This window comes from Bradyrhizobium sp. CCBAU 51765 (genome assembly GCF_015291725.1).
Lineage (GTDB): Bacteria > Pseudomonadota > Alphaproteobacteria > Rhizobiales > Xanthobacteraceae > Bradyrhizobium > Bradyrhizobium liaoningense.
This window is the reverse complement of record NZ_CP030038.1, coordinates 1,511,764-1,536,008: the sequence shown is the minus strand read 5'-3', so window position 1 is coordinate 1,536,008 and position 24,245 is coordinate 1,511,764. Positions and strand designations below refer to the sequence as shown.

Annotated in this window: 21 protein-coding genes; 11 read left to right on the top strand and 10 right to left on the bottom strand. The window is 65.9% G+C overall.

From position 1 onward, the window contains the following. Positions 1-101 precede the first annotated feature (101 nt). The 3 genes from poxB to XH96_RS07190 form a co-directional block, all read right to left on the bottom strand. Positions 102-1,838, bottom strand: coding sequence for a ubiquinone-dependent pyruvate dehydrogenase (gene poxB, locus XH96_RS07200; RefSeq protein ID WP_194391760.1), 1,737 nt, complete (start codon positions 1,836-1,838; stop codon positions 102-104). A 107-nt stretch (positions 1,839-1,945) separates the two neighbouring features. Then, the gene (locus XH96_RS07195; protein ID WP_194391759.1) at positions 1,946-2,578 is read right to left on the bottom strand and encodes a 2-dehydro-3-deoxy-6-phosphogalactonate aldolase; all 633 of its coding nucleotides are present in this window, start codon (positions 2,576-2,578) and stop codon (positions 1,946-1,948) included. Position 2,579: 1 nt separating this feature from the next. Next, positions 2,580-3,506, bottom strand: a complete 927-nt coding sequence (locus XH96_RS07190; protein WP_194391758.1) for a 2-dehydro-3-deoxygalactonokinase — start codon at positions 3,504-3,506, stop codon at positions 2,580-2,582. A 232-nt stretch (positions 3,507-3,738) separates the two neighbouring features. Here XH96_RS07190 and XH96_RS07185 point away from each other — a divergent pair, with 232 nt between their 5' ends. Further along, positions 3,739-4,836 carry an LLM class flavin-dependent oxidoreductase gene (locus XH96_RS07185; RefSeq protein WP_194391757.1) on the top strand — a complete coding sequence of 366 codons (1,098 nt, stop codon included), beginning with the start codon at positions 3,739-3,741 and terminating at the stop codon, positions 4,834-4,836. A gap of 114 nt (positions 4,837-4,950) precedes the next feature. Continuing rightward, positions 4,951-5,505, top strand: a complete 555-nt coding sequence (locus tag XH96_RS07180; protein ID WP_194391756.1) for a flavin reductase family protein — start codon at positions 4,951-4,953, stop codon at positions 5,503-5,505. Positions 5,506-5,694: 189 nt separating this feature from the next. Here XH96_RS07180 and XH96_RS07175 read toward each other — a convergent pair whose 3' ends face one another. The 5 genes from XH96_RS07175 to XH96_RS07155 form a co-directional block, all read right to left on the bottom strand. Beyond that, on the bottom strand, positions 5,695-7,569 hold the full coding sequence (locus XH96_RS07175; RefSeq protein ID WP_194391755.1) for a sigma-54-dependent Fis family transcriptional regulator: 1,875 nt from the start codon (positions 7,567-7,569) through the stop codon (positions 5,695-5,697). Between the two features lie 257 nt (positions 7,570-7,826). Next, positions 7,827-11,129, bottom strand: coding sequence for a carboxyl transferase domain-containing protein (locus XH96_RS07170; RefSeq protein ID WP_194391753.1), 3,303 nt, complete (start codon positions 11,127-11,129; stop codon positions 7,827-7,829). A gap of 12 nt (positions 11,130-11,141) precedes the next feature. After that, positions 11,142-12,863 carry an AMP-binding protein gene (locus XH96_RS07165; protein WP_194391751.1) on the bottom strand — a complete coding sequence of 574 codons (1,722 nt, stop codon included), beginning with the start codon at positions 12,861-12,863 and terminating at the stop codon, positions 11,142-11,144. Between the two features lie 148 nt (positions 12,864-13,011). Next, a complete protein-coding gene (locus XH96_RS07160) occupies positions 13,012-13,668 on the bottom strand; it encodes an aspartate/glutamate racemase family protein (protein ID WP_194391749.1) in 657 nt (218 codons plus the stop codon). A gap of 1 nt (position 13,669) precedes the next feature. Continuing rightward, positions 13,670-14,440, bottom strand: coding sequence for a GntR family transcriptional regulator (locus XH96_RS07155; protein WP_194391747.1), 771 nt, complete (start codon positions 14,438-14,440; stop codon positions 13,670-13,672). Positions 14,441-14,640: 200 nt separating this feature from the next. On the opposite strand from XH96_RS07155, the gene XH96_RS07150 reads away from it, so the two are divergent. The 9 genes from XH96_RS07150 (at position 14,641) to XH96_RS07110 (ending at position 21,561) form a co-directional block, all read left to right on the top strand. Continuing rightward, on the top strand, positions 14,641-15,762 hold the full coding sequence (locus XH96_RS07150; RefSeq protein ID WP_194391745.1) for an ABC transporter ATP-binding protein: 1,122 nt from the start codon (positions 14,641-14,643) through the stop codon (positions 15,760-15,762). 1 nt (position 15,763) lies between these two features. After that, a complete protein-coding gene (locus XH96_RS07145; protein WP_194391744.1) occupies positions 15,764-16,813 on the top strand; it encodes an ABC transporter substrate-binding protein in 1,050 nt (349 codons plus the stop codon). Then, positions 16,814-17,671, top strand: coding sequence for an ABC transporter permease (locus XH96_RS07140; protein ID WP_194391742.1), 858 nt, complete (start codon positions 16,814-16,816; stop codon positions 17,669-17,671). Beyond that, positions 17,661-18,470, top strand: a complete 810-nt coding sequence (locus XH96_RS07135; RefSeq protein WP_194391740.1) for an ABC transporter permease — start codon at positions 17,661-17,663, stop codon at positions 18,468-18,470. The genes XH96_RS07140 and XH96_RS07135 overlap by 11 nt, the downstream gene beginning before the upstream one ends. Before the next feature lie 2 nt (positions 18,471-18,472). Next, positions 18,473-19,372, top strand: a complete 900-nt coding sequence (locus XH96_RS07130; protein WP_194391738.1) for a polysaccharide deacetylase family protein — start codon at positions 18,473-18,475, stop codon at positions 19,370-19,372. Between the two features lie 196 nt (positions 19,373-19,568). Then, positions 19,569-20,069 (top strand): hypothetical protein, encoded by a 501-nt coding sequence (locus tag XH96_RS07125; protein ID WP_194391730.1) that lies wholly within the window; start codon positions 19,569-19,571, stop codon positions 20,067-20,069. 14 nt (positions 20,070-20,083) lie between these two features. Continuing rightward, positions 20,084-20,554: a hypothetical protein gene (locus tag XH96_RS07120; protein WP_194391728.1), complete on the top strand. Its 471-nt coding sequence runs from the start codon at positions 20,084-20,086 to the stop codon at positions 20,552-20,554. A gap of 241 nt (positions 20,555-20,795) precedes the next feature. Then, complete coding sequence (locus XH96_RS07115; RefSeq protein WP_194391726.1) at positions 20,796-21,164, top strand: hypothetical protein; 369 nt, start codon at positions 20,796-20,798, stop codon at positions 21,162-21,164. Between the two features lies 1 nt (position 21,165). Beyond that, positions 21,166-21,561 (top strand): GFA family protein, encoded by a 396-nt coding sequence (locus XH96_RS07110; protein WP_194391724.1) that lies wholly within the window; start codon positions 21,166-21,168, stop codon positions 21,559-21,561. Between the two features lie 48 nt (positions 21,562-21,609). Here XH96_RS07110 and XH96_RS07105 read toward each other — a convergent pair whose 3' ends face one another. Both XH96_RS07105 and XH96_RS07100 read right to left on the bottom strand, forming a co-directional pair. Beyond that, complete coding sequence (locus XH96_RS07105) at positions 21,610-22,539, bottom strand: GTP-binding protein (RefSeq protein WP_194391722.1); 930 nt, start codon at positions 22,537-22,539, stop codon at positions 21,610-21,612. Positions 22,540-22,542: 3 nt separating this feature from the next. Beyond that, positions 22,543-24,033, bottom strand: a complete 1,491-nt coding sequence (locus XH96_RS07100; RefSeq protein WP_246789987.1) for an amidohydrolase family protein — start codon at positions 24,031-24,033, stop codon at positions 22,543-22,545. Positions 24,034-24,245 lie beyond the last annotated feature (212 nt).

Sequence of the window (24,245 nt, the reverse complement as noted above, 5' to 3'; positions counted from 1 at the left end):
TCAAGGTTGAATCGGTTGCCGCGGCTCGTTCACCTCTCCCGCAGGCGGGAGAGGGAGCGCACCTGCGTCGTTGCAACGATCAAGCCTCATCTCGTCACGCTTTAGCGCGGCAGCAGGTTCGTCTTCGCAAGATCCAGCACCTCGTCGCCGCGACCGTTCATCACCGCGCGCAGGACCCAGAGGCTGAAACCCTTGACCTGCTCGGCCGTGATGGTCGGCGGCATCGAGAGCTCCTGCTTGGCGGTGACGACGTCGAGCAACGCCGGCCCATTGTGCGCCAGCATCTCCTTCATCGCGCCCGGGAGCTCGCCGGGATCCTCGACGCGCTTCGCGAAGATACCCATCGCGCGCGCCATCGCAGCGAAATCGGGGTTCTCCAGATCGACACCGGTGTCGACGAAGCCCGCCGCCTTCATCTCCAGCGCGACGAAGCCCAGCACGCCGTTGTTGAACACGACGACTTTCACCGGCAGCTTCATCTGCGTCAGCGTGATCAGATCGCCCATCAGCATGGTGAAGCCGCCGTCGCCGGAGAGCGAGATGACCTGGCGGCCGGGCTGCGCGGCCTGCGCGCCGATCGCCTGCGGCATCGCATTGGCCATCGAGCCGTGCACGAAGGAGCCGATCAGCCGGCGGCGGCCGTTCATGTCGAGATAGCGCGCGGCCCACACGGTCGGCGTGCCGACGTCGGCCGTGAATACGGCATCCTCGGACGCATGGTCGCTGATGACCTTGGCGAGATATTGCGGATGGATCGGCTTGGTTCCCGGTGTGCCCCTGGCGAGCGAGTCGAGCCCTTCGCGAGCCTTCTTGTAGTTCGCGACAGCATCGTCGAGATGCTTGCGCTGCGTCTTGGTCTCGAGCAGCGGCAGCAGCGCCTCGATGGTGAGCTTGACATCGCCGACGAGGCCGAGATCGATCTTGCAACGCCGGCCGAGATTTTCCGGGCGGATGTCGATCTGCGCGATCTGGCAGTTGGTCGGGAAGAACTGCTTGTAGGGAAAATCGGTGCCGAGCATCACCAGCGCGTCGCAGGCGTGCATGGCGGCATAGCCCGAGGAGAAGCCGATGAATCCGGTCATGCCGACGTCGTAAGGGTTGTCGTACTCGACATGCTCCTTGCCGCCGAGCGCATGCACGATCGGGCTTTTCAGAGCTTCCGCCAGCTGCATCAGCGGCGCATGCGCGCCGGCGCAACCTCGGCCGCAGAACAGGGTGATACGTTCGGCGGTGTTCAGGAGGTCCGCCAGCGCCTTCAGCTCATCGGCCACCGGTACGACCTTCGGCGCCGACAAGGCAAGGCCGCGCGCCGTCGACAGCTCACGCTTCGGGGGACTGCGGAAGGCGACGTCGCCGGGCATGGCAACGACGGCAACGCCGCGCAGGCCGACGGCGGCGCGAATCGCGTTCTCCAGCACGTAGGGAAGCTGGCTCGAATCCGACACCAGCTCGCAATAGTGGCTGCACTCGCGGAACAGGTTCTGCGGATGGGTCTCCTGGAAGTAGCCGCCACCGATCTCGGCGGTGGGGATCTGCGCCGCAATCGCCAGCACCGGAACGCGGCTGCGGTGAGCATCGAACAGCCCGTTGATCAGATGCAGATTGCCCGGGCCGCAGGAGCCGGCGCAGACTGCGAGGCTTCCGGTCATCTCCGCTTCGCCGGCCGCTGCAAACGCTGCAACCTCCTCGTGCCGGACGTGGATCCACTCGATGGTGCCGCGACGGCGCAGCGCTTCGGTCAGCGCATTCAGACTGTCGCCGACGATTCCGTAGATACGCTTGACGCCCGCCTGTTCGAGCGTTGCCACGAAAAGATCGGCTACGTTGTTGATCGCCATGTCGGTCTCCTGCTCCAGCCAGTCACATGTGCACGATGCGCAAACATCGGTTGCGACACCGCGAAGGACAATAAGCTATGTCACGATCACGGCTTGTCTGTTCCTGCTCAATTTTGCGCAATCGCCCGATCGTAGGCCGCGACCGTCACCTTCGCGCGAGCTGCGACATCCGCCGCCGTCATGCCGGGCTTGTAGAGGCTGGAGCCGAGCCCGAACGCCGTCACGCCGCCCTTGATGTACTCCGCGAAGTTCTGGTCGGAGACGCCGCCGACGGCGGCGATCATCACGCCTGATGGCAGCACGGCCCGGATCGCGGCGATGCCGGAGGCGCCGAGCACGCTCGCCGGAAAGAATTTCAGGCTCGCCGCGCCCGAGCGCGCGGCGAGCAGCGCCTCGGTCGGCGAGAACACGCCGGGCATCGTCACCATGCCGTGCTGATGCGCGCGCGCCAGCACCTCGGTGTCGACATTGGGCGAGACCATGAGCTTGCCGCCGACGTCGTTGAGACGATCGACATCTGCCGCGGTCAGCACCGTGCCGGCGCCGATCAATACGCCTGATGGCGCCTGCTTCACCGCCATCGCGATGGAGCGGAACGGATCGGGCGAGTTCAAGGGAATCTCGATCGCGGTCATGCCGGCTTCGATCAGCACGCCGACAATGGCCTCGGTCTCCTCGAGCTTGATGCCGCGCAGGATCGCGACCAGGGGCCGGTTCATCGGCGGAAAAGCAACGCTCATCTCAAGAATCCTTCTGCTTCGTCCAGATCGCGGCAGCCGCCATCGACAAACCGCGGCGGACGGCTTCATCCGCATCGACCGGCCTTGCCGTCATCGATAGCGCCTCGAATGCCAGCCGGTACAACCCCGCGAGCCGTCCCGAGGCAATCAGCATGACACCCGCTTGCGGCACGGTGCCGGAGAGCCCTGCCGCCAGCTCGACACCGATCAACGTGCCGGACAGCGTTTCGCGCGCCGCGGCCGGCGTGCCGCCGAACAGAAGCTGCCGCGACCGCGCGCCGAACAGGAGATTGGCCGCGAAGGCCGGCGCCTCGTATGCAGCTTTCACTGCCGCCCTGAAGCTTGCGACATCCTCGGCGTCGTCTGCGCCGGCGACCGCGAGCGACAGGATCGTCTCGCGCGAGACAGCACTGAACAGCTCGCCGGTCATGAAAGTGGAGAAATGCGCGACCGTGCCGTCCTTCACGCGAACCCATTTCGAATGCGTGCCGGGCATGCAGACCAGCGCCTCGCCCGCGGCATCGAGGCCGAGGGCGCCGAGCAGTTGCGTCTCCTCGCCGCGCATGACGTCCGGCGCCTTCGGGTCGCGCTGCGCGATGCCCGGCAGGATCCGGATGTCGCGCGCCTCGCCCGGCACACGCACGGCCTGCTTCAGAACGGCAGAGATGGGCGCCGGCGTGTCGACATAGCCGGCCTCGACCCAGCCGGTGCGGGCACCGGCCATGCCGCAGACGAGCACCGGCAGATGATCCGGCGCCTCGACCGCCGCGAGATGCGATCGCAGCACCGCCGGGAACCCGGCCTTCGCTGCGGCCAGCATGCCCTCGCCGCTGCGGCGCTCGGCCAGCACCAGGCCGGCGTCATCGATCAGCCAGAGCCGGAAGCTGCTGGTGCCCCAGTCCACCGCAACATAAGCGGGTTCGGTCATGTCAGGTCCCGTCCTCGTCTCACGGCTGAGACGCCGTCTCGCAACAAATGAGACGATGTCTTGCAGGCTCCCGTCGAGATACCGGCTATTGCGCGGGCAAACCAGCGCTTTCTCTTCGATTTGCGGCTCCGCCGCGCTGGCACACCGCTTGCTGAAGAACCGCTTGCTGAAGACTGGTCGTTCAACGCCGTCAACGCGCGACAAGACGCGTCAACATCAGAAGAGGAAACCCATGGAGATCGGCTATTTCACGATGCCTTCGCATCCGCCGGAGTGCGGGTTGAAGGAAGGACACGATTGGGATCTGCAGGTCCTGCGCTGGCTCGACGAGCTCGGCTATCAGGAAGCCTGGATCGGCGAGCATCACACCGCGCCTTGGGAACCCAATCCCACGCCGGACCTGCTGATCGCGCAGGCGCTGATGCAGACCAAAAAACTTCGCATCGGACCGGGCGGCTTCCTGCTGCCCTATCATCACCCGGCCGAGCTCGCCAACCGCGTCGCCATGCTCGACCATCTCTCCGAGGGCCGGCTCAATTTCGGCGTCGCCGCATCCGGCCTGCCGAGCGACTGGGCGATGTTCAACGTCGACGGCATGAGCGGGCAGAACCGCGACATGACCCGCGAGGCGCTGGAGATCATCCTGAAGATGTGGAGCGATCCCGCGCCCTGGACCTACAAAGGCAAGTTCTGGACGGTCTCCAAGCCGGACACGATGTTCGACTTCCTCAAGCCGCACATCAAGCCGCTGCAGGCGCCGCATCCCCCGATCGGCGTCGCTGGCCTGTCGAAGAACTCGGACACGCTGAAGCTTGCGGGCGAGCGCGGCTTCATTCCGATGAGCCTCAACCTCAACCCGGCCTATGTCGGCAGCCACTGGGACTCGGTCGAGATCGGGGCCGCCAAGACCGGGCGCAAGCCGAACCGGCAGGACTGGCGGCTGGTGCGCGAGGTGTTCGTTGCCGACACCGATGAAGAGGCCTGGAAGCTCTCGACCGGCGACATGATGGGCCGGATGATGAGCGAGTACTTCCTGCCGCTGCTCGGCCATTTCGGCTTCAAGGACTATCTGAAGCACGCGCCCGACGTGCCCGACAGCGACGTCACGGTCGAATATTGCGCCAAGCGGAACTGGATCGTCGGCTCGCCCGCGACGGTCGCCGAGAAGATCGAGAAGATCTACGACGAGGTCGGCGGCTTCGGCGTGCTCTGCGTGTTCGGCTTCGATTACAAGCACAAGCCGGAAGCCTGGCACCACTCGCTCTCGCTGCTCAAGAACGAGGTGATGCCGCGCCTTGCGCATCTCGGCTCGGCGAAGAAGGCGGCTTGACGCAAGCATGATCCGGAAAAGTGCGTAGCGGTTTTCCGAACAGATCATGCTAGACTCTTAGCGCCGGGTGCGGCGCGATCGTGCCGCACCCACATTCATTTCGGAGACTTCCGCGTGACGGTCGATGCCAAGGACTTCAAGCAGGCGATGCGCCAATGCGCCGGCGCCGTGGCGCTGGTCACGGTGGGCGCGGAGCACGGCAAGCGCACGGGGCTGACGGTGACCTCGGCCTGCTCGCTGTCAGACACGCCGCCCTCGCTGATCGTCTGCGTCAACCGCAACGCCAGCGCCCATACGCGCATCCGCGAGGAAGGCGCGTTTGCGATCAACTTCCTGCACGAGGATCATGCGCTGCTCGCGCTCACCTTCAGCGGCCAGAAGGGCGTCAACGGCGACGACCGCTTCGCCTTCGGGCAGTGGACGCGTGGAGCAACCGGCGCGCCGGTGCTGAGCGACGCGGTTGCCGCGTTCGATTGCGTGCTGGCGCAGGAATTCGAGACCAGGACGCATTCGATCTTCGTGGGCGAGGTGCGTGACGTCTCGCATTCGGCCAAGGCGACGCCGCTTGTGTACTTGCGCAGCAACTTCCATACGCCGCGGGAGATGCGCGACGGCGTGACGATCGGCGACCTCGACGCGCGGCATCTGAGCTGGACGGATTTTTCGTAAGGAGCAGTGGGCTCGGTGCCCTTCCTTCTCCGCTTGCCGGAGAAGGTGGCGCAAAGCGCTGGAGGAAGGGTATCTATCCACGAACTCAAATGAGAGTTGAACGCGCGGAAAGACACCCCTCGCTGCGCGGCGATCCACCCCCTCCCACAAAGGGCGAGGAGAAGAGCGCTCGCCGCACGCGATGGAGCGCTATTGCTCCGTCTCGATCTTCAGTTGCTTGATCTTCCGATACAGCGTCGCGCGGCTGAGCTTCAGGGCACGAGCCGCTTCGGCGACGCGGCCACCATGCGCGCGCAGGGCACCGACGATCGTCCCGCGTTCGGCGGCCGCGAGATCGGCCTCCGCCGCCCGTCCACCGAACGGCGGCAGATCGAGATCGGCATCCATGATGACACCGTCTTCCGCGGTGCAGCCGGCGAGCCGCAGCACGTGGCGGAGCTGGCGCATGTTGCCGGGGAACGGATAGGCCGCGAGCTGCGACCAGGCCTCGTCCGACAGACGACAATTCGGCGCTTCTTCGCGCGCGATCTGGCGGATGACATCGTCGCGGTCGGCGCGCTCGCGCAGCGCCGGCAGCCGCACCTCGATGCCGCGCAGGCGGAAATAGAGATCGGCGCGGAACGCGCCCTGCTCCGCCATGCGGCCGAGGTCGCGATGCGTGGCGCTGATCAGGCGAATGTCGACGGCGACAGGCTTGAGCGCGCCCAGCGGCCAGACCTCGCGGTTTTCCAGAACGCGCAACAGGCGCGTCTGCAAGCCGATCGGCATGTCGCCGATCTCGTCGAGGAACAGCGTGCCGCGATCGGCCTGCACGATCAGGCCCTTCGAACCGTCGCGCCGGGCGCCGGTGAAGGCGCCGGCCTCGTAGCCGAACAGTTCGGCGTCGATCAGACTCTCCGGCATCGCCGCGCAATTCAGCGCGACATAGTTGTGACGCGCCCGGTTGCTGGCGGCGTGAATGGCGCGCGCGAACACGTCCTTGCCGACACCGGTCTCGCCATGCAGCAGGACCGGCAGATTGTGATCCCCGATGCGCCTGAGCCGGTTCACGCTCTTGATCAGGCCGGGATCCCGGCCGGCGAGCCGATGCAGCGCATCGAAGCGATCGACAGGCGCATCGCGGCGCGGCGCGAGCGGGCGCGCCCTCCTGCGCAGCGGCGGCGCGACATGGCCCTGGCCCAGGGCGCTGCCGTCGGCACGGCGCAGCCGAACGACATCCTCCGCGCCGCCCTCGGCCTGATGGTCGAACTCGATGTAGCGCGACAGATCAATGCCGGAGGCGATCATGCCGTCGGTGAGGCCCAGCAGTGCACGCGCGGAACGGCAGGCGCCGATGATGCGATGGTCGTCGTCATAGGCGATGAGGCCGCTGCCACCGTCGCCGGGAACGGTGGCGATCCAGGCGTTGTGGAAATGGCCACGGAAGATCGCGCCCTCCATCCGCCGCGTCGCCTCCATGGTCACAGCCAGCGCAAGCTGGTGCGCGGTACGTTCGAGATCCTCCCGGCAGGAAGTGATGTTCACCGCACCTGCGAGACGCCCGGCCTGATCGAACAGCGGCGCCACGGCACAGGAGAACATGTGCCACTGCGCGCGAAAATGCTCGTCGCGATGCACCAGGATCGGCTTCTCCTCCGCGAGCGCGGTTCCCAGCCCATTGGTGCCCTCGAAGGTCTCGGCGAAGTTCGAGCCGGTGTAGATCTTCCAGTCCAGAAACATCTTGGCATCGGCTTCGCCCGGCAGGCGGCTGAACAGCATGGTCGCGTTCGCATCCGCGAGGTTGACGCAGTAACCGGCATCGCGCAGCACACGGGCGAGATCGTCGAGCTCGGGCATTGCGAGCCTGATCATCTGCTCCATCGGCTCGGCGGCGTGCCGGATCTCGGCTTCGGTCAGCGTCTGTGGCGGACCCTGGCGGGCCGGATCGAGCTTGTGACTGACCAAGCAGCGCCGCCAGGAACTGGCGATCCGCGAGGAGGCATCGACGTCGGCCAAGCGGTCTGTGACCTGATTGGCGACGGACAAGACACGGGCGACATGGTTCGAGGCCGAAAGGCTGGCCATCGCGGACGTCTCCACCCTGTATTATTGTGCAAAGTCTGGCACCACGGGGCGGGATGTCAATCGGGAACCGGGAACGGGGACGCGGTACGCTGCCTCAGCGGCCGTCATGGCCGGGCTTCGTCCCGGCCATCCACGTATTGCCGCGACTGCGAAAGAACGTGGATGCCCGGAACATCCAGCGCGAAGACGCGCTTCTGGCCGGGCATGACGATGTGGATATCGGTTGCCTTAGACGACTCTAAATTGCTGCACCGCCCTCACCACGTGTCGATACACGGCCGCTTCTTCGCCGTCCTCGGCTCGGGCTTCGGCACCGAGCGCAAACCCGCCATGATCCACCGCCGGGTCTCGGCGGGGTCGATCACGTTGTCGATCTCGAACACGGAGGCGATCGAGACCGCCTTGCCGTTGGCGTAGAGTTCGGCGACCTTGTTGCGGTAGTAGGTCTCGCGCTCCGCGGGATCGGCGATCGCCTCCATCTCCTTGCGGAAGCCGAGGCGGACATAGCCTTCCAGACCCATGCCGCCGAACTCGCCGGTCGGCCAGGCCGCGGTGAAGAACGAGGCGTGGAAGCCGCCGCCGATCATGGACTGCGCCCCGAGACCATAGCCCTTGCGCAGAACGATGCCGAACAGCGGGACGGTGAGGCTCGCGCCCGTGACGAACATGCGCGAGACGTGGCGCACGATCGCGGTCTTCTCGGCCTCCGGACCGACCATGAAGCCGGGCGTGTCACAGAGCGAGACGATCGGCAGATCGAAGGCGTCGCAGAGCTGGAGGAATCGCGCGGCCTTGTCGCCGGCATCGGCATCGATCGCGCCGCCGAGATGGCGCGGATTGTTGGCGATCAGGCCAAACGGCTTGCCCTCGATGCGGATCAGCGCCGTGATCATGCCGACGCCGTAGTCGCGGCGCAGCTCCAGCACGGAATCCTTGTCGGCGACGAGGTCGATCACGCTGCGGATGTCGTAGACCCGCAGCCGGTTCTCGGGGATCGCCCGGCGGAGCAGGCGCTGGTCGGCGGCTTCCCAATCCGTCACCGCCCCCTGGAAATAGGACAGGTATTTCTGCGCGACGGACGTCGCCGCCTCCTCGTCCTCGACCAGGATGTCGATGACCCCGTTCGGCGCCTGGAACGAGACAGGGCCGACCTCGGCCGGATGATAGACGCCGAGCCCGCCGCCCTCGATCATGGCCGGACCGCCCATACCGATCGAGGCGTTCTTGGTGGCGATGATGACGTCGCAGCAGCCGAGCATCGCGGCATTGCCGGCGAAGCAATAGCCGGAAACCACGCCAACCACCGGCACGAGACCCGAGAGCCTTGCGAATTGCACGAAGGACGGACCGTCGAGCCCGGTCATGCCGAGCCGGTCGGTATCGCCGGGCCGGCCGCCGCCGCCCTCGGCATAGAACACCAGCGGCACGCGCCAGTCTTCCGCAAGCGTCAGCATGCGGTCGATCTTCTTGTGGTTCATGTGGCCCTGCGTGCCCGCGAGCACGGTGTAATCATAGGCCACGACGATGCAGCGAGCGCCTTCAGGGCCGAACTTTGCGGCATTCACGGTGGCGACGCCCATGACGAGGCCGTCCGCCGGCGTATTCTTGATGAGATCGTCGAGCTTGCGTCGGCGGCGCTGTGCCGCGATCGCAAGGCTGCCGTACTCCATGAACGAGCCGTCGTCGACGAGCTGGGCAACGTTCTCGCGCGCGGTTCGCTGGTTGGTGTTGCGGCGGCGCTCGACCGAGGCTGGGCGGTTCTCGTCGAGCGTATTGGCCTGGCGTGCGATCAGCTCGGCGAGATCGGGGCGGATGTGGTCGAGATCGATGTCGGCTTCCGCCGCCGTGCTGTCAGCCGCAACATCAAGCGGCTCGAGATAGAGGATCGGCTCGCCATGCATCAGCGTGGCCCCATCACCGGCAAGGAGCTTCATGACCCGGCCGCCCTGCTCGGCCATGACCAGATGCTCCATCTTCATGGACTCGATCACGGCGAGCTGCTGGCCGGGGCGCACGATCTCGCCTTCCTTCACCTGGATGGTGACGATGGTTCCTTGCAGGGGCGCTGCGACCATCACCGCGCCTTCGGGCACCACTTGCGCGATATGGGCTTCCGCACCGTGAGCGCCGCGCTCCGTCGCCGCAAAGTAGAGCGGCTTGGCCGCGCCATCGGCAGCCTCGACGAGTTTTGCGATGTTGCGATCGATAAAATCGGTCGCAATACGGTTCGTCCTGAAATCGGGATGCGCCAGCACGGCCTGGAGGAAGGCGACGTTGGTGACTACGCCGTCGATCCGAAACTCGCGCAGGGCACGCGACGCTTTCGCGACCACGTCATGCCAAGCCTCGCCCGGCGTATGGACGATGACCTTGGCCAACAGCGAGTCGAAGGCCGCACTGGTCTTGTAACCGGCATAGCCAAAGCTATCGACGCGCACGCCAGGTCCCGACGGCGGCTCGAACACGGCAAGCACCCCGCCAGTCGGATGGGTCGCGCCCGTCTCGTCAAGCGTCTCCATGTTGACGCGAAGCTGCATGGCATAGCCGCGCGGCTTCGGGATCGATCCCTGCGCAAGGCCGAGCGCGGCCAGCGTGCTGCCCGCAGCGACCGCGAGCTGGGCGCGGACGAGGTCGAGCCCGAGCACCTCTTCGGTCACGGTGTGCTCGACCTGGAGCCGCGGGTTGGCCTCGATGAAGGCAAAGCTGTCCTCGGCGGTGCCATCGACCAGAAACTCGAAGGTGCCGAGATTGTCGTAAGAGGCCGCCGCCGCAAGCTGCTTCGCCGCCTCGATGATGCGGCCGCGCAAGGCATCGCTCAGCGAGGGGCTCGGCGCCACCTCGATCAGCTTCTGGTGCCGGCGCTGGATGGTGCATTCGCGCTCCCAGAGATGGGAAATCGCGCCATGGCGGTCGCCGATGATCTGCACCTCGATGTGGCGCGCCTGCCGGATCAGCCGCTCGGCATAGACGCCCTCGAAGCCGAACGCGGCCCTGGCTTCGGACTGGCAGCGCGCATAGGCCTCCGCGAGATCGGGCGCGTTCTCCACCACGCGCATGCCGCGGCCGCCGCCACCGGCCATCGCCTTGATCACGATCGCCGCATTGCTGCCGAGGGAGGTGAAGAACGCCGTGATTTCCTCGAGGCTCGACGGGCCGCTGGTGCCGGCGATGATCGGCACGCCGCAGCGCTTGGCCAGTTGCCGCGCCGCGACCTTGTCACCGAAGAGTTCGAGCGCGGTCACCTTGGGGCCGACGAAAGTGATCCCTGCGTCGGAGCAGGCCTTTGCGAAGGCCGCGTTCTCGCTGAGAAAGCCATAGCCGGGATGCACGGCATCACAGCCCATCGCTTTGGCCGCCTTCACCACGGCGTCGATGTCGAGATAGGCCCGCGCGCCGCGGCCGGGGATTTCGACCGCCTCGTCGGCAACGCGCACATGCAGCGACAGCGCATCGTCCGCAGGATGGATCGCGACCGTCGCGATGCCGGCATCGGCTGCCGCGCGCGCGATGCGAATGGCGATCTCGCCGCGATTGGCGATCAGGAGCTTCTTGAACGACATGATCTCTCTCACTCAGACAGCAGCAGGCAGGCTTGGATTAAGGTCCTGCTTCTTCACTTTACCCGTAGCCGTCAGCGGCAGCGCTTCGATAATACGAATCTCCGGAACCTTGTAGACGGCCATGCGCTCGGCGCACCAGGCGCGCAGATCCTCGGCAGAGACGCTGCCGGCGGCCTCCGGCTTGAGCTGGACAAAGGCCACCGGCACCTGCCCCTTGTCGGGATCGTCGCGGCCGACCACGCCCGAGCCCAACACCTTCGGGTGTTGCCCCAGCAGCGCCTCGATCTCCGGCGGAAACACGCTCATGCCCTTGACCTTCAGCATCTCCTTGCGGCGGCCGAGGAAGTGCAGGAAACCATCCTTGTCGATGGTGCCGATGTCGCCGGTGCGCAGCCAGCCATCGATCAGGGACTCCGCGGTCGCCTCCGGCTTGTTCCAGTAGCTTTTGAGCAGTGACGGCGTGCGGACGCGGATCTCGCCTTCCGCACCAAGGGGCAGCAGCGCACCGGTCTCGAAATCGGTGATCTTGAACTCGGCACCGGGGACCGGCAGCCCGACGAAGATCGGCTGGTTGTTGAGGTCGAAATCATCGTCCTGGAAGCCGGCCGTAAAGGTGTTGGAGGTATGGGTTTCCGTCATGCCCCAGGCCGCCTCCATCAGAATCGTACCGGTCAGATCCTTCCAGCGCTTGCGATAGTCGGCATTGAGCTTCTTGACGAACGAGACCACGCGCACCTGCTTCAAGGACGACAGGTCGAACTCACTCCAGCGCGGATGGTCCATCAGCTCGACAGCGCCGTCGACCGGCATCGCGATGATCGTGACCTTGTATTTGTCGATCGCGGCCATCGCGCCGACGGCATCCCAGCGTGCGAGCAGGACCAGCGTCGCGCCGGAGAACAGCGGGAAGATCAGGCCGAAATTCTCGCCCGCGATCCAGAACTCCGGAAAGAACGACAGGAACACGCTGCTCTCGTCGGACAGGACCGAGATGCCGTAATTGGCGGCGGCCGTGTAGACCATGTCGCGATGGGTGTGGACGCAGCCCTTGGGCATGCCGGTCGTGCCGCCGGTGTAATTGAGCGCGGCGACATCATCGAGGCCAGGCGGCGGTAGCGGCACAGGAGCCGGCATCGCAGCGAGCGCCGGCAACAGATCGGTCGCGCCTGGGACCGCGACGCGCGGCGCACGGATCGAGTCTGGCGCTGGAAATGCCGGCGTTGGCGGCACGACATCGGCAAAGCTGGTGACGATGATCTCGCGCAGCCGCACCTCGCCCCTGACCTGCTCGACGACCGGCATGAGCTGGTCCAGCGCGACGATCACCTCGGCCTCGGTATCGTTCAGCTCGTAGGACAGCTCGAACGCGCGCGACAGCGGGCTGACGGGCACGTGGATCGCGCCGAGCTTCAGGATACCGAAAAACACGATGTGGAATTGCGGGCAGTTCGGCAGGAAGACAGCGACGCGGTCACCCTTGCGCACGCCTTTGGCCTGCAACAACGCCGCGAAGCGGTCGCTCTGCCGGTCGAGCTCCGCGTAGGTCGTGACGTGACCGTAGAAGATCACCGCTGGACGCTCCGGACTCCGCTTCGCCCAGGCGCGCAGATATTCCGTCAAGGGAACTTCACCGTGCAGATAATTCGGCGAGCGCGGCATGCCCTTCGGCCAGGCCTTGTCCCACAACCTGCGCAAGGCGGCGAGGTAGTCCCTTTCGTCGAGGCCTGCACTCATGGCGTCTTTCCCGTGCTGCTTTTTCTTGTCGCGAGAGACGCAACCCGCCGTCACGCGACCGCGTTACACGTCGAGCACGGCAGAGTTCATGTCAAGGAAAACAGTTTTCCGCAGCACGGCCGATGCCGCGGCGCGGAAAAACCAGACGTTACGCCGCGACGAGGCGAATGATCCGCCGCACGGCTGACGGGATCGGCGCGATGACGGGCACGGTGAAGATCGGCTGAAGCTCGCGTGCTGCTTCACCCAGCGGACCGCCGCCGATGATCACCGCCTCCGCGCCGTCCTGCGCAATGCAAGCCTCGACCGCGCCAGCCAGAGCGGTGCGCAACAGCGACGGATCACGCATCAACTCATGCGGATCGCCCTCGGTGAAGCGTGTGCCGGTGTAGTGCGATCGCAGTCCCAGCGCGTCCGGCAGTGCATCGATCTTCGCTTTCAGCAGCGGCGTCGTGGTCGCCACGCCGAAGCGTCGGCCGTTCTCCGCGGCTTCCAGCATCGAGGACTCGCCGATGCCCACGGCAGGCAATTTCATCGTCACCTTGATCCCGGCGAGACCGGGATCGCCGAATGCCGCGACGATGATGCCGTCGTACCCGCCGCTGCGGGCACGCGCGATCTCCTCGACCTCCGGCGCGGCTGCTTCCAGCGCATCCGCCGAGACGATCATCGTGGGCGCACGCGTTGCCGTGGCGCCGGCAATGTCGAAGCCATCCGCGGCTGCAGACTTGGCAATCGCCACCATCATCGCGGTGGTCGCCTCGAGGCTGTTCGGGTTGATCAGGAGGATGCGGCGGCCGGCCATGCTAGCCGCCCGCCCGCGCCCGTGCGCCGATCTCCTGGAAGATCGCGGTGAGCTCGTCGACCTCATCCTCGCCTTCTTTCGGCCGGATCCGCTGCTCCATCTCCTCGATGTGATGACGCATGGCATGGACCGCGCCGGCCTTGTCGCGGGCGAGGATCAACGCGCCGATATCGGGATGGGCGTCGGGCGAGCAATCCGGCTCTCCCGGCTGCTCGAAGGTCGCAATCGCCAGCGACGTTCGCAGCATCAGCTCACGCGACATTTCCAGCAACACGCGGTTGCCGGCGAGCTTGGCAACCAGGATGTGGAACTCGGCCGTCAGCGACAGCGAGGCCCAGCGGTCATTGCGATCGTGACGCGCCTCCCGCTCCATATGCGCCCTAAGCTCCGCCTTGCCGGCTTTGTCCAGCCGGTCGACCGCGGCGCTGACCGCTGCGGTCTCGATGATCCGGCGCGCGGCAAAGATGTCCTGCGCCTCCTCCCAGCTCGGCCGGTACACGAAGGCGCCGCGGTTGGGGATCTGCATCACCACCTTGCGCGAGGCGAGATGGGATAGCGCCTGGCGGATGTGAATCCGTGTGGTACCGAAGGCCGCGGCGAGCTTGTCCTCGCCGAGCTTGGCGCCCGGCTTGAGCCGCTTCTGGCTGATCGCTGTCAGGATGCCCTGGACCACCGGATCGTCGTCGATGCTGCGCGGATCCGCGGCCTCCGGCTCCCTGAGCTTCGGCTCGGAGCGCTTCGGCTTGCGCTTGACGGGACGGGTTCGCTTCATGCGTCTCTTTTACAGGATTCTGGAGTGCTGCCGGAGCCCATTTTTTATACAAACTGGCGGATATAATGTTTACAATATAGCCATACGATTGGCGCCAATATTTGGCGCCTAAAAATTATCGCAACGCTGGCAAGGCCTTAGCGAACGAGCCGTGGTGGCACGGCGATTGCTAACTCCCCTCGCGCAGGACAACGCGAAGGATGGAGCAGGCGTTGAGCGATGTACGCGGACTTTCGCTGGATTTGAAAGACATCGGCCACGCCTTCGGCGCGACCGTTGCGCTGGACCGCATCGATCTCACCGTTGCGGCCGGCGAGTTGATCGCCCTCCTCGGTCCGTCCGGCTGCGGCAAGACCACGATGCTCCAGATCATCGCCGGCTTCCTGCGTCCGTCCCGGGGCGAGGTGCGCTTCGACGGCGCGCGGGTCGAGCATATTCCGGCCAATCGCCGCCGCATCGGCATGGTGTTTCAGAACTATGCGCTGTTTCCGCATCTGACCGTGTTCGAAAACGTCGCCTATGGCCTGCGGGCGCGCAAGACGGCGAAGGACGTGATCGCGGCAAAGGTCGAGCAGATGCTGGGCCTCGCCCAGATGGCGTCGTTTGCGCGAAGGCTGCCCGGAGAGCTATCCGGCGGACAGCAGCAGCGCGTCGCGCTGGCGCGGGCGCTTGCGATCGATCCGGGCCTCGTCCTGCTCGACGAGCCGTTCTCGGCGCTCGACAAAAATCTGCGCCTCGATATGCAGATCGAGATCAAGAGCCTGCTGAAGACCTTTGGCGTCACCTCCATCATCGTCACGCACGACCAGGAGGAGGCGCTGTCGATGGCCGACCGCATCGTCGTACTGAACAAGGGACGCATCGAGCAGATCGACAGCCCGGACGCGCTCTACGACCGACCGGCAAGCCTGTTCATCTCGAGCTTCATCGGCCACACCAATCTCCTACGCGGCACCGTCACCGACACGGATCGCGTGCAGCTGGACGCCGGGCCCGAAATCGATCTCGGCCGGTCGGCCCAGCGCAGGCGCGGCACGCCGGTGACGATCTCGGTCCGGCCCGAAAACATCACGTTCGACGCCGAGCGGCCCGGCGCGATCCCCGTCACGATCCGCGCCACCGTGCCGCTCGGCGCCGTCAGCGTCACCGAGGGCGTCACCGCGACCGGCGAAGCCGTGAAGGTCAGCCAGGCCCGCGCCTCCGGCCTCGCGAAAGTACAGGCCGGTGACATGGCCTGGCTCGCGATCTCCGACGTCTCGCGCGTCAGCATCTTCAGCACGCCAGTCGACGACGTTTCCAAGCATCAGCAAAGGAGTGTTTGACATGAGCCTATCTCGGAGATCGCTGCTCACCACAGGTTCGGCCGCGCTTGCGGCAGCCAGTCTCGGATGGCCGACATCATCACGCGCGGCCCCCTCGATCGTGGCAACGACCTATCCCGGCAGTTTCGACGAAGCCTTCCGCGCGGTGGTCGGGCCGGCCTTCAAGAAGTCCAGCGACGGCGGTGTCACCTTTACGCCCCTGCTCGGCGTCGACCAGATCGGCAAGATCCAGGCCTCGCGCAACACGCCCCCCTTCGACGTCGTGCTGTTCGACGAGGGGCCGCTGATCCCGGCGATCGCGAGCGGCGTGCTGGAGAAATTTCCGGTCGAGCGGTCGAAGTCATATGCCGATATCCCCAGCGCATTCCGCCATCCCGACGGCTACGCCCCTGTCATCACCGCGCAATTGATCGGCATCGCTTACAATCCGAAGAAGATCACGACGCCGCCGACCTCGTGGGAGGATCTTTGGAAACCGGAATACAAGGGCCGCGTCGGCATCACCGGCCTGGGGTCGAGCCTCGGCACCGCCTTCATGGTCGAGATCGCGAAGCTCAATGGCGGTTCCGAGACCAATATCGAGCCGGCCTTCGAGGCCATGAAGAAGCTGCTGCCCAACGTCGGTGCGATCGCGGCTTCGCCCGGCGCGCTGGCTGCGCTGTTCCAGCAGGGCGAGATCGATATCGCCTTCAATTTCTGGAACAACGTGGCGCTGCTCGCCGCCAAGGGCGTCGACATCGCCTTCGCCAAGCCGAAATCCGGCGCGGTCGTGATCCGCACCAGCGCCCAGATCGTCAAGAACAACCAGGATCCGAAGGCGGTGCTGGACTATCTCGACACGGTGATGTCGGTCGAAACGCAGAAAGGCCTCGAAGCGGCGCCCTGGATGATGATGCCGACCAACGGCAAGGTGGCGCTGACCGGCGCCAATCTCACCGTCGCCAAGAGCCTCGACGACCTCATTGCCAGCAATGTGCTGCTCGACTGGACCAAGTTCCAGCCGCTGCGCGGCGAATGGATCACCCGCTTCAGCAAGGAAGTGAAGATCTAAATGACGCCGGCAAGCACGACTGCATCACGACAAATGCTGCCGGTGATCCCACTGGCGGCGTTGTTCCTGGCCGCCTTCGTGCTGCCACTGATCGCGCTTGTCGCGATCAGTCTGTTCCGCACACCGCAGTTCGCAGAGCTGTCGCTGGCGCAATATCTGCGCTTCTTCTCGGACCCGTTCAGCATCAAGGTGCTGACGGACACGCTTTGGCTGGGGACGGAGGTCGCATTGGCGACGCTGGTCCTCGCCTACCCTCTCGCACTTGTTTACGCCGCGAGCGGCCAGCTCATGCGCACCTTGATCACGTTCCTGATCATGCTGCCGCTCCTGACCAGCACGGTGGTGCGTACCTTCGCCTGGATCGTCCTCCTCGGCCGCGACGGCATCATCAACACCGCGATGCTGTCGCTCGGGCTCTGGCAGGCCCCGGCGCGCCTGCTCTACACTTGGGAGGGCATGGTTCTGGCGCTGACCCAGATCCAGCTGCCTCTGATGGCGCTGCCTGTCATCAACAGCCTGCTGAGGCTCGACGGCAATCTGACGCGCGCGGCTGAAGGTTTGGGCGCAAGCCGCGCACGCGTCTTCATCACCATCATCCTGCCGCTGACGCTGCCGGGCGCCATCGCCGGCTGGCTGCTCGTCTTCGCTGCCGCTGCGACCGCCTTCATCACCCAGACGCTGGTCGGCGGCGGGCGCATTATCCTGATGCCCTCCTATATTTACCAGCAGGCGGTCGGCGTGCAGGACTGGCCGTTCTCGGCGGCGCTATCGCTGATTTTCACGCTGGCCGTAACCGGCATCGTCTTTGCGATCGGCGCGCTGTCGCGCCGCTATGTGCGAGGCGTCGATGCAGCGTAGCCTGATTGATCGCGCCTATTCCGGCATCATTGGTGCCATCACCGGCTTCGGGATGCTGCTGCTGCTGGCACCGACGCTGGTCGTGCTGATCATTTCCTTCACCGGCGGCATCACGCTGAAATTCCCGCCGCCGAGCTGGTCGCTGCGCTGGTATGTCGAGCTGCTGCAATCGCAGGAAATCGTCGAGCCCGCGTTGACGAGTCTCAAGGTCGCAGCGGCGGCGACGATTCTTTCCGCAGTGCTGGGCGGCGCGGCGGCACTCGGACTGGCACGGAGCCGGTTGAAGATCGCGCGCGTCCTTGACGCCCTGTTCATGTCGCCGATGGTCCTGCCGGCGATGGCCTTCGGCCTGTCGCTGCTGCTGGTCTTCAACCTGCTCGGCATCCGCCTGTCGGCAGCGACGCTGGTACTCGGCCACGCCATCATCTGCGTACCCTTCGTCATCCGGATGGTCAGCGCCTCGGTGCAGCAGCTCAATCCGGTGCTGATCACCTGCTCGCTGAGCCTGGGCGCCAGCCGCTGGTACACCTTCCGGCGCGTCACGCTGCCGCTGATCCGCCGCGGCATCGTCGCAAGCTGCTTCGTCGCGTTCCTCACCTCCTTCGACAATGTTCCGGTGTCGCTGTTCCTCGCCGACGCGCGCAGCGAGGTCCTGCCGATCAAGCTCTGGGCGATCCTCGAAGGCAGTCTCGACGTGCGCGTCGCCGCCGTCTCCGGCGTGATCGTGCTGCTGACCCTCGCCGGCCTCGTCTGCGCCGAGATCTTCGGCGGCGTCAGCCGCCAGATCGGGAGCCGCTGATCATGCCGATCGAACGCGATCTTCGCGGATATGGCCGAGCCCGTCCCGATATCGTCTGGCCGAACGGCGCCCGCGTCGCGGTGTCGCTGGTGGTGAATTTCGAGGAGGGCGCCGAGCTCGCTGTCGAGCAAGGCGATGCGGAGACGGAGCACTATGGCGAGGTCGCCTCGACATCGCCGCCGGGCGTGCGCGATCTCGTGCAGGAACAGGTGTTCGACTATGGCATGCGCGCCGGCCTGTGGCGATTCCTCGACGCCTTTACCGAGGCCGGGATCCGTTCCACCTTCATGATGTGCGGCCGCGCCGTCGAGCGTGTACCGGAGCTTGCCCGCGCCGTGGTCGAGGCCGGCCACGAACCGGCGGTGCACGGCTGGCGCTGGCTGCCGCACGCGCTCTATGGGCATGCCGAGACGGAACGCCGTGACATTGAGAAGACGCGCGACGTCATCGCCCGCGCGACCGGCCTCACGCCGGTCGGCTTCATGTCGCGCGGCAGTCAGAGCGCATGGACGCGCGACATCCTGATCGGGCTCGGCTTCGCCTACGATTCCAACGCGCTCGACGACGATCTGCCCTATTGGAGCCGGTCGCCACAGGGAGCGATGCTGGTCCTGCCCTATGGCTTCGACACCAACGACATGAAGTTCTTTCACCCGAACGGCTTTGTGCAGCCGGAGGATTTTTCAAACTATGTCAGCGCCGCACTCACCACGCTGGTCGAGGAGGCAGAGCGCGGCCGCTCCGCGATGCTGTCGGTCGGATTTCATCTGCGCATTTGCGGCCGCCCGGCGCGCTTCCGCGCAGTGAAGACCATTCTGGCCGAGTTGGCGCGGCTGGAGGGCCGGGTCTGGGTCGCAACACGCGCCGACATCGCGGCGCATTTTCGCAGAGTCGCGCGCTAGGCGGCCCGCACACCCGCAACGAGCGTGCTGACGTTGTCCTGCAGCGATCGCTGCTTCCGAGATACGAGTGCTTCCAATCTAGAACACCTCGACATCGCCTCTCCGAGCGTTGACTTGGAAGGGTCTCTGGCGGAACGATCGGCGCAGATCATCCGCGCCAGCTCTGCCGCGCGCGCAGCCAAAGGCCAGAGGCTCAATGCATCAATCGACACATACCAGGCCCCTCAATCTTCCTGCGCTGAGCGCAGCGGAGCGGCTCTTCATCTGGGGTTTCAGGGCGAAGGCACGCCGCGGAGGCGCCGTTCCGACCGCGGCCGACATCAAGGAGGTGTACGACCATTTCCGCGTGGGCGACGCCGGGCCCTCGCTGGAGTCCATCATCGAGATCTTCGCCTGCACGGCCCATACGGCCATCGAAGTGCATTGCCCGACCTGTCCACGCATGTCGGACAGCGAGCACGGACTCCTGCGTGCCATTGCCGCTGCGCAGCAGGAACGGTTCGAGGTCGCCCGCGAGCAATTCGAGTGCTGGCTGCCGCCCGTCGGCGCCGATTGGGCGCTTGCGCCGGTCCAGGGGCTTGCAACGATCTTCCGCATGGCCGGTCTCATCCTGCCCGACCGGCAGGTGCGGTCTTTCGACCAAGACCAGATGATGGCGATGAAGACCCGGCTGGTCGGAAGCCCCACGCTACACTGACGGGAACATTCACGATGCAGGATGCATGCGATTCCCTTGCAGTCCCGGACGCCGGCCGGTCGCAGCTCTGTCCGCTTCAGGCTGCGCTTGCGGCGCCACGAAGCGTCGAAGGCTACGATGACTTCTGCCGTATCGCACTGTCGCTTTGCCGGTTCATCGGAGCGGCCTACGCCACCGGCGCTTCCGATTGCTGGGAAGCGGCGTATCGCTTCGCGGACGAGGCACCCGGCGTTGCCGACAGCCCGCTGCTGGTCGCACGGGCTGCCGCACTCGTCAGGATCCTGCGTAGCGGCCGGCCATGCGAGCTGTGCTTCATGCCGCCGTCCTGCCGGCGCCTGTCGAAGGACGAAACCGAGTTGATGCGGCTGCTGGCGACGGCCCGCCGCAAGCAGCCGGGCGAGCTCGAATCCGTCGTCTGCCAGTTCGTCGGCAATGAGAACGAGATTGCGACCACGCGGGCGGTCAACGCGCTGGCGTTCTGCTGACGCTTGGACGGGTTCCAGTCGCATCTGGAGCGGCCTTGCGTTATCATGTCGCCATGGAGGCGCAGTGCTCGATGCCCTCCATGAAACCTCCAGACGATCCCAGCGCAACCACCGCTGGGATCGTCGTTCTGGATGGCACCGCACGATTGGGGCGGTCCCCTCTTGAGAATTGACCGCCGGAAAGGTCTGATGGGGTGCGGGAGAGGACTCCCGCCGATGCAAAACCCGGGACCTGAGCGGCATGACCATGTCGGTCGAGCAATTGTGGAGCCTGCCGGAGACCGCGCTGATCGGCGCCTATGCCGAGGCGCGGCGCCGCTACGCCGAGAAGAAGTTCGAGCGCGACACGCAGCGGGCGCGGCTGGAATGGATGCGCGCCAAACTGTTCGTCAACACGCAGGGCAACGTGACCGAGCGCAAGATGGCGGTCGACGTGTCGGAAGAGCTGGCGCGCAAGGGTCAGGAGGTGCGCGAGATGACGCGCGATCTCGACATGCTGAAGATCGACGTCGACGTGATCGACACCATGATCCGGCTGCGCGGCGCGCACGGTGCCCCGTCGGTCCACGAAGAGGCGGCCGAGAAGCCGGTCGAGCCGGAGGGGGAGTGACATGGCCGTCTTCCGCGGGAGCTGCCTGTGCGGCGAGATCGCCTTCGAGGTCGAAGGACCGTTCGAGCGTTTCCTCAATTGCCATTGCTCGCGCTGCCGCAAGGCAACCGGGACGGCGCATTCCTGCGAGGTGATCGTGAAGGCGCAAGCACTGCGATGGCTGCGCGGTGAAACATCCGTCATGCGCTTCGACCTGCCCAACGCGCGGAGCTTTGCCACCGCCTTCTGCAAGATCTGCGGCAGCCCGATGCCGCACCTCACGCGCAGCGGACGCGAGGCGATCATCCATGCCGGCGCGTTCGACGAGAAGCTGGACGCGACACCAGACCGGCATGTGCACTGGACTTCCCGCGCGGATTGGTATGCGCATGGGGATGCACTGCCGGTCGAGGATTGAGGCGGCGCCCGATTTGAGCTGATCCGCGTGCGATCGGTGCGGATCGCGCTAACCGCCCGCAACGCACGCTTTCATGATGCCGTCGAGCTCCGCCTTCGAGAGCACCCCGAGCTCGGCGATGAAGACGATCCGTGTCCGCGGCGCGCCCGCCGCCGGCGCATCGCCGGGTGCGAGCGTGGCGCGACCGCCGGCGAACTGAAACACCATCATGCGACCGGGCTGCTCGATCGTCTCGAACAAGCCTTTTGCGCGCGCGAGCTTCGGCGCCAGGCGGTTGATGGCCTGCTGCAAACGCGGCAGCGAGACCGGCTTGTCCGAGGTCCAGCTCAGCGTCTCGAAGCGCTCCTCTGCCGGCCGCCGCGGGCCCACGTCACGCGGCGCGGCCGGACGATCGATTTCCGCGGGAAACAGCAGTGCGGCAGGAATCTCGCCATGCTGCGCATCGACCACGACCGCGGGAATACGCAGCGCACGGATCGCCGCGCGCATGCGTGCTCCCGCGTCCGCATCGGCCAGATCCAGCTTGCTGAGCGCCACGATATCGGCGACGCGCAGCTGCGATCGATGCAGCGCATCTTCAAGTGCAGCGGGCGGCGCCGTCGCATCCATCACGCAGAGCACCGTCTCCAGCGGCGCCTCGCGCAGGATCACCGGGTCCATCAGATTGCGGACGATGTCGGCGGGATCGGCGACGCCGCTGGTCTCGATGACAATATACTCAGGCTTGGGATCACGCCGCAGAAGCGTCGAGAGCGTGCGCAACAGATCGCCCTCGAGCGAGCAGCAGATGCAGCCATTGGCAAGGCTGACCACGCCGTCACTGGCGCCCGCGATCAGCTCCGCGTCGATGTTGATCGCGCCGAAATCGTTGACCACGGCGGCGATGCGCCGCCCCTGCGCATGCGCCAGCAGATGGTTGACGACCGTGGTCTTGCCCGCCCCCAAAAAGCCCGTCACCAGGAGAATGGGGACCGGCATGGGTCAGCCCTCGACGACGGGGCGGCGCACCGGCTTACCGGGCCGCGCCGCCACGTCCAGCACGCCGTCGGAAATCAGCGGCTGGCCGCTGACCACGAGATGCCGCACGCCCTCCGAGGGACGGTTCATCGCGGTGAAGGTCGCCCGATCCGAGAGCTTCTCATAGTCGAACACGACGATGTCTGCATCCGCGTCTTTCGCGAGCCGGCCCTTGGCGCGCATCGCGGGCGTGCTCTGCGACAGGATCTCTGCCGGGATCAGTGCGCATTTGCGCACGCCTTCCAGCAGCGACACGGTCTTGCGCTCGCGCACCCATTCGCGGATGAATTTCGTGAAGCAGCCGGCCGAGCGCGGATGCGAGGTGGCATCATCCGGCAGCGGCCAGGCATCGCCGGTATAGGTGCTGCCGTCGGACAGCGTCCACGGCATCGCATCGGAGGCGATGGCGCCGCCGGGATACAGCACGGACATGTCGAGCAGGTCGCGGTGATGTGCATTGTTCTCGGTGTCGAGGATGTGCCAGAGCACCAGCGATGACGGCTCCTCGGCCTGCGCTTTGAGCAACTCCTCGCGATCGTGGAAGCGATAGCCGTCAGTGACGCGCTGCACGGAATCGTAGCCCGTGCCGTTGCGCTCGACGAACTCGGGATCGCTGAAGAAGGCAGCGGCCAGCACGGTGGAGCCGGTGCCGTAGGGATAGGCCTCGACCGTGATCGGCAGCCCCTGCGCCTGCGCCTTCTCGATCAGCACGCGGCAACGCTCGACGTCGGTCTTGCTCGACGAGTTGAAATGGCAGATGTGCATGTGCGCGCCGGTGGCGCCGGCATAGCCGATCAGGCGGATATAGGCTTCCGCCGCGCTCTCGGGGTCGATACGCGACATGAAGGCGACATGGGTGAAGGTCGGCACGTCCTTGGCCGCAGCCAACTGGCAGACCGCCGTCAGCTCCTGCACGCCTGCGCCCGGCGCATAGGCGTTCAGGATGCCGATACCGATGCCGCCCTCGTTCAGGCCACGGGTAAGGCGATCGAGAATGCCTGATACCTCCGCATCGGTCGCGACGTTGTCCATCCAGCGCCGATCGCGCATGGCATTGCCGAATGCTTCCAGCGAGCTCTCCGCGTTGGAGCCGGTCATCGCGCCGATGCGGGCAAAGGCCCAGTTGGTGGCGGCGCCGTAGTTCAGCACGCGGCCTTTCCGCGCCTGGCGCTCATACCAGGACCCGACCGGCAGCACGCCGGCCTCAAGATCCAGCGTCGTCGTGACGCCGTCGAACGCCTGCATGCGGTCGGCCGGGACCGACTGGCCATGCGCATGCAGGTCGATGAAACCGGGCGCCACCACAAGCCCAGCCGCGTCGATCACCCGCTCGGCGCCGCCGAGGCCCGTGCCGACAGCGGCGATCTTGCCATCCACCACCGCCACGTCACCAACGGCATCCATCCCGCTCGCGGGATCCACCACCCGGCCGCCGCTGATCACCAAACCGCTCATATCGTCACTCCGGAAAGCCATTGCCAAAACCTCCAAGGGCCCGGCGGCCGCTTCGGAGGCGTGTTGGCGCGCATAGTGCAGATTCTGGGGAGAACGACCACCACCACTGATGCCGATGCTGCATGCTTGCAAGTGAGACCGGTGAACGCAGGGAGTGTATCGGGACCGGAACGCAACAGCGCCACTGCGTCAACTCGCCGGCCCAATCGCCA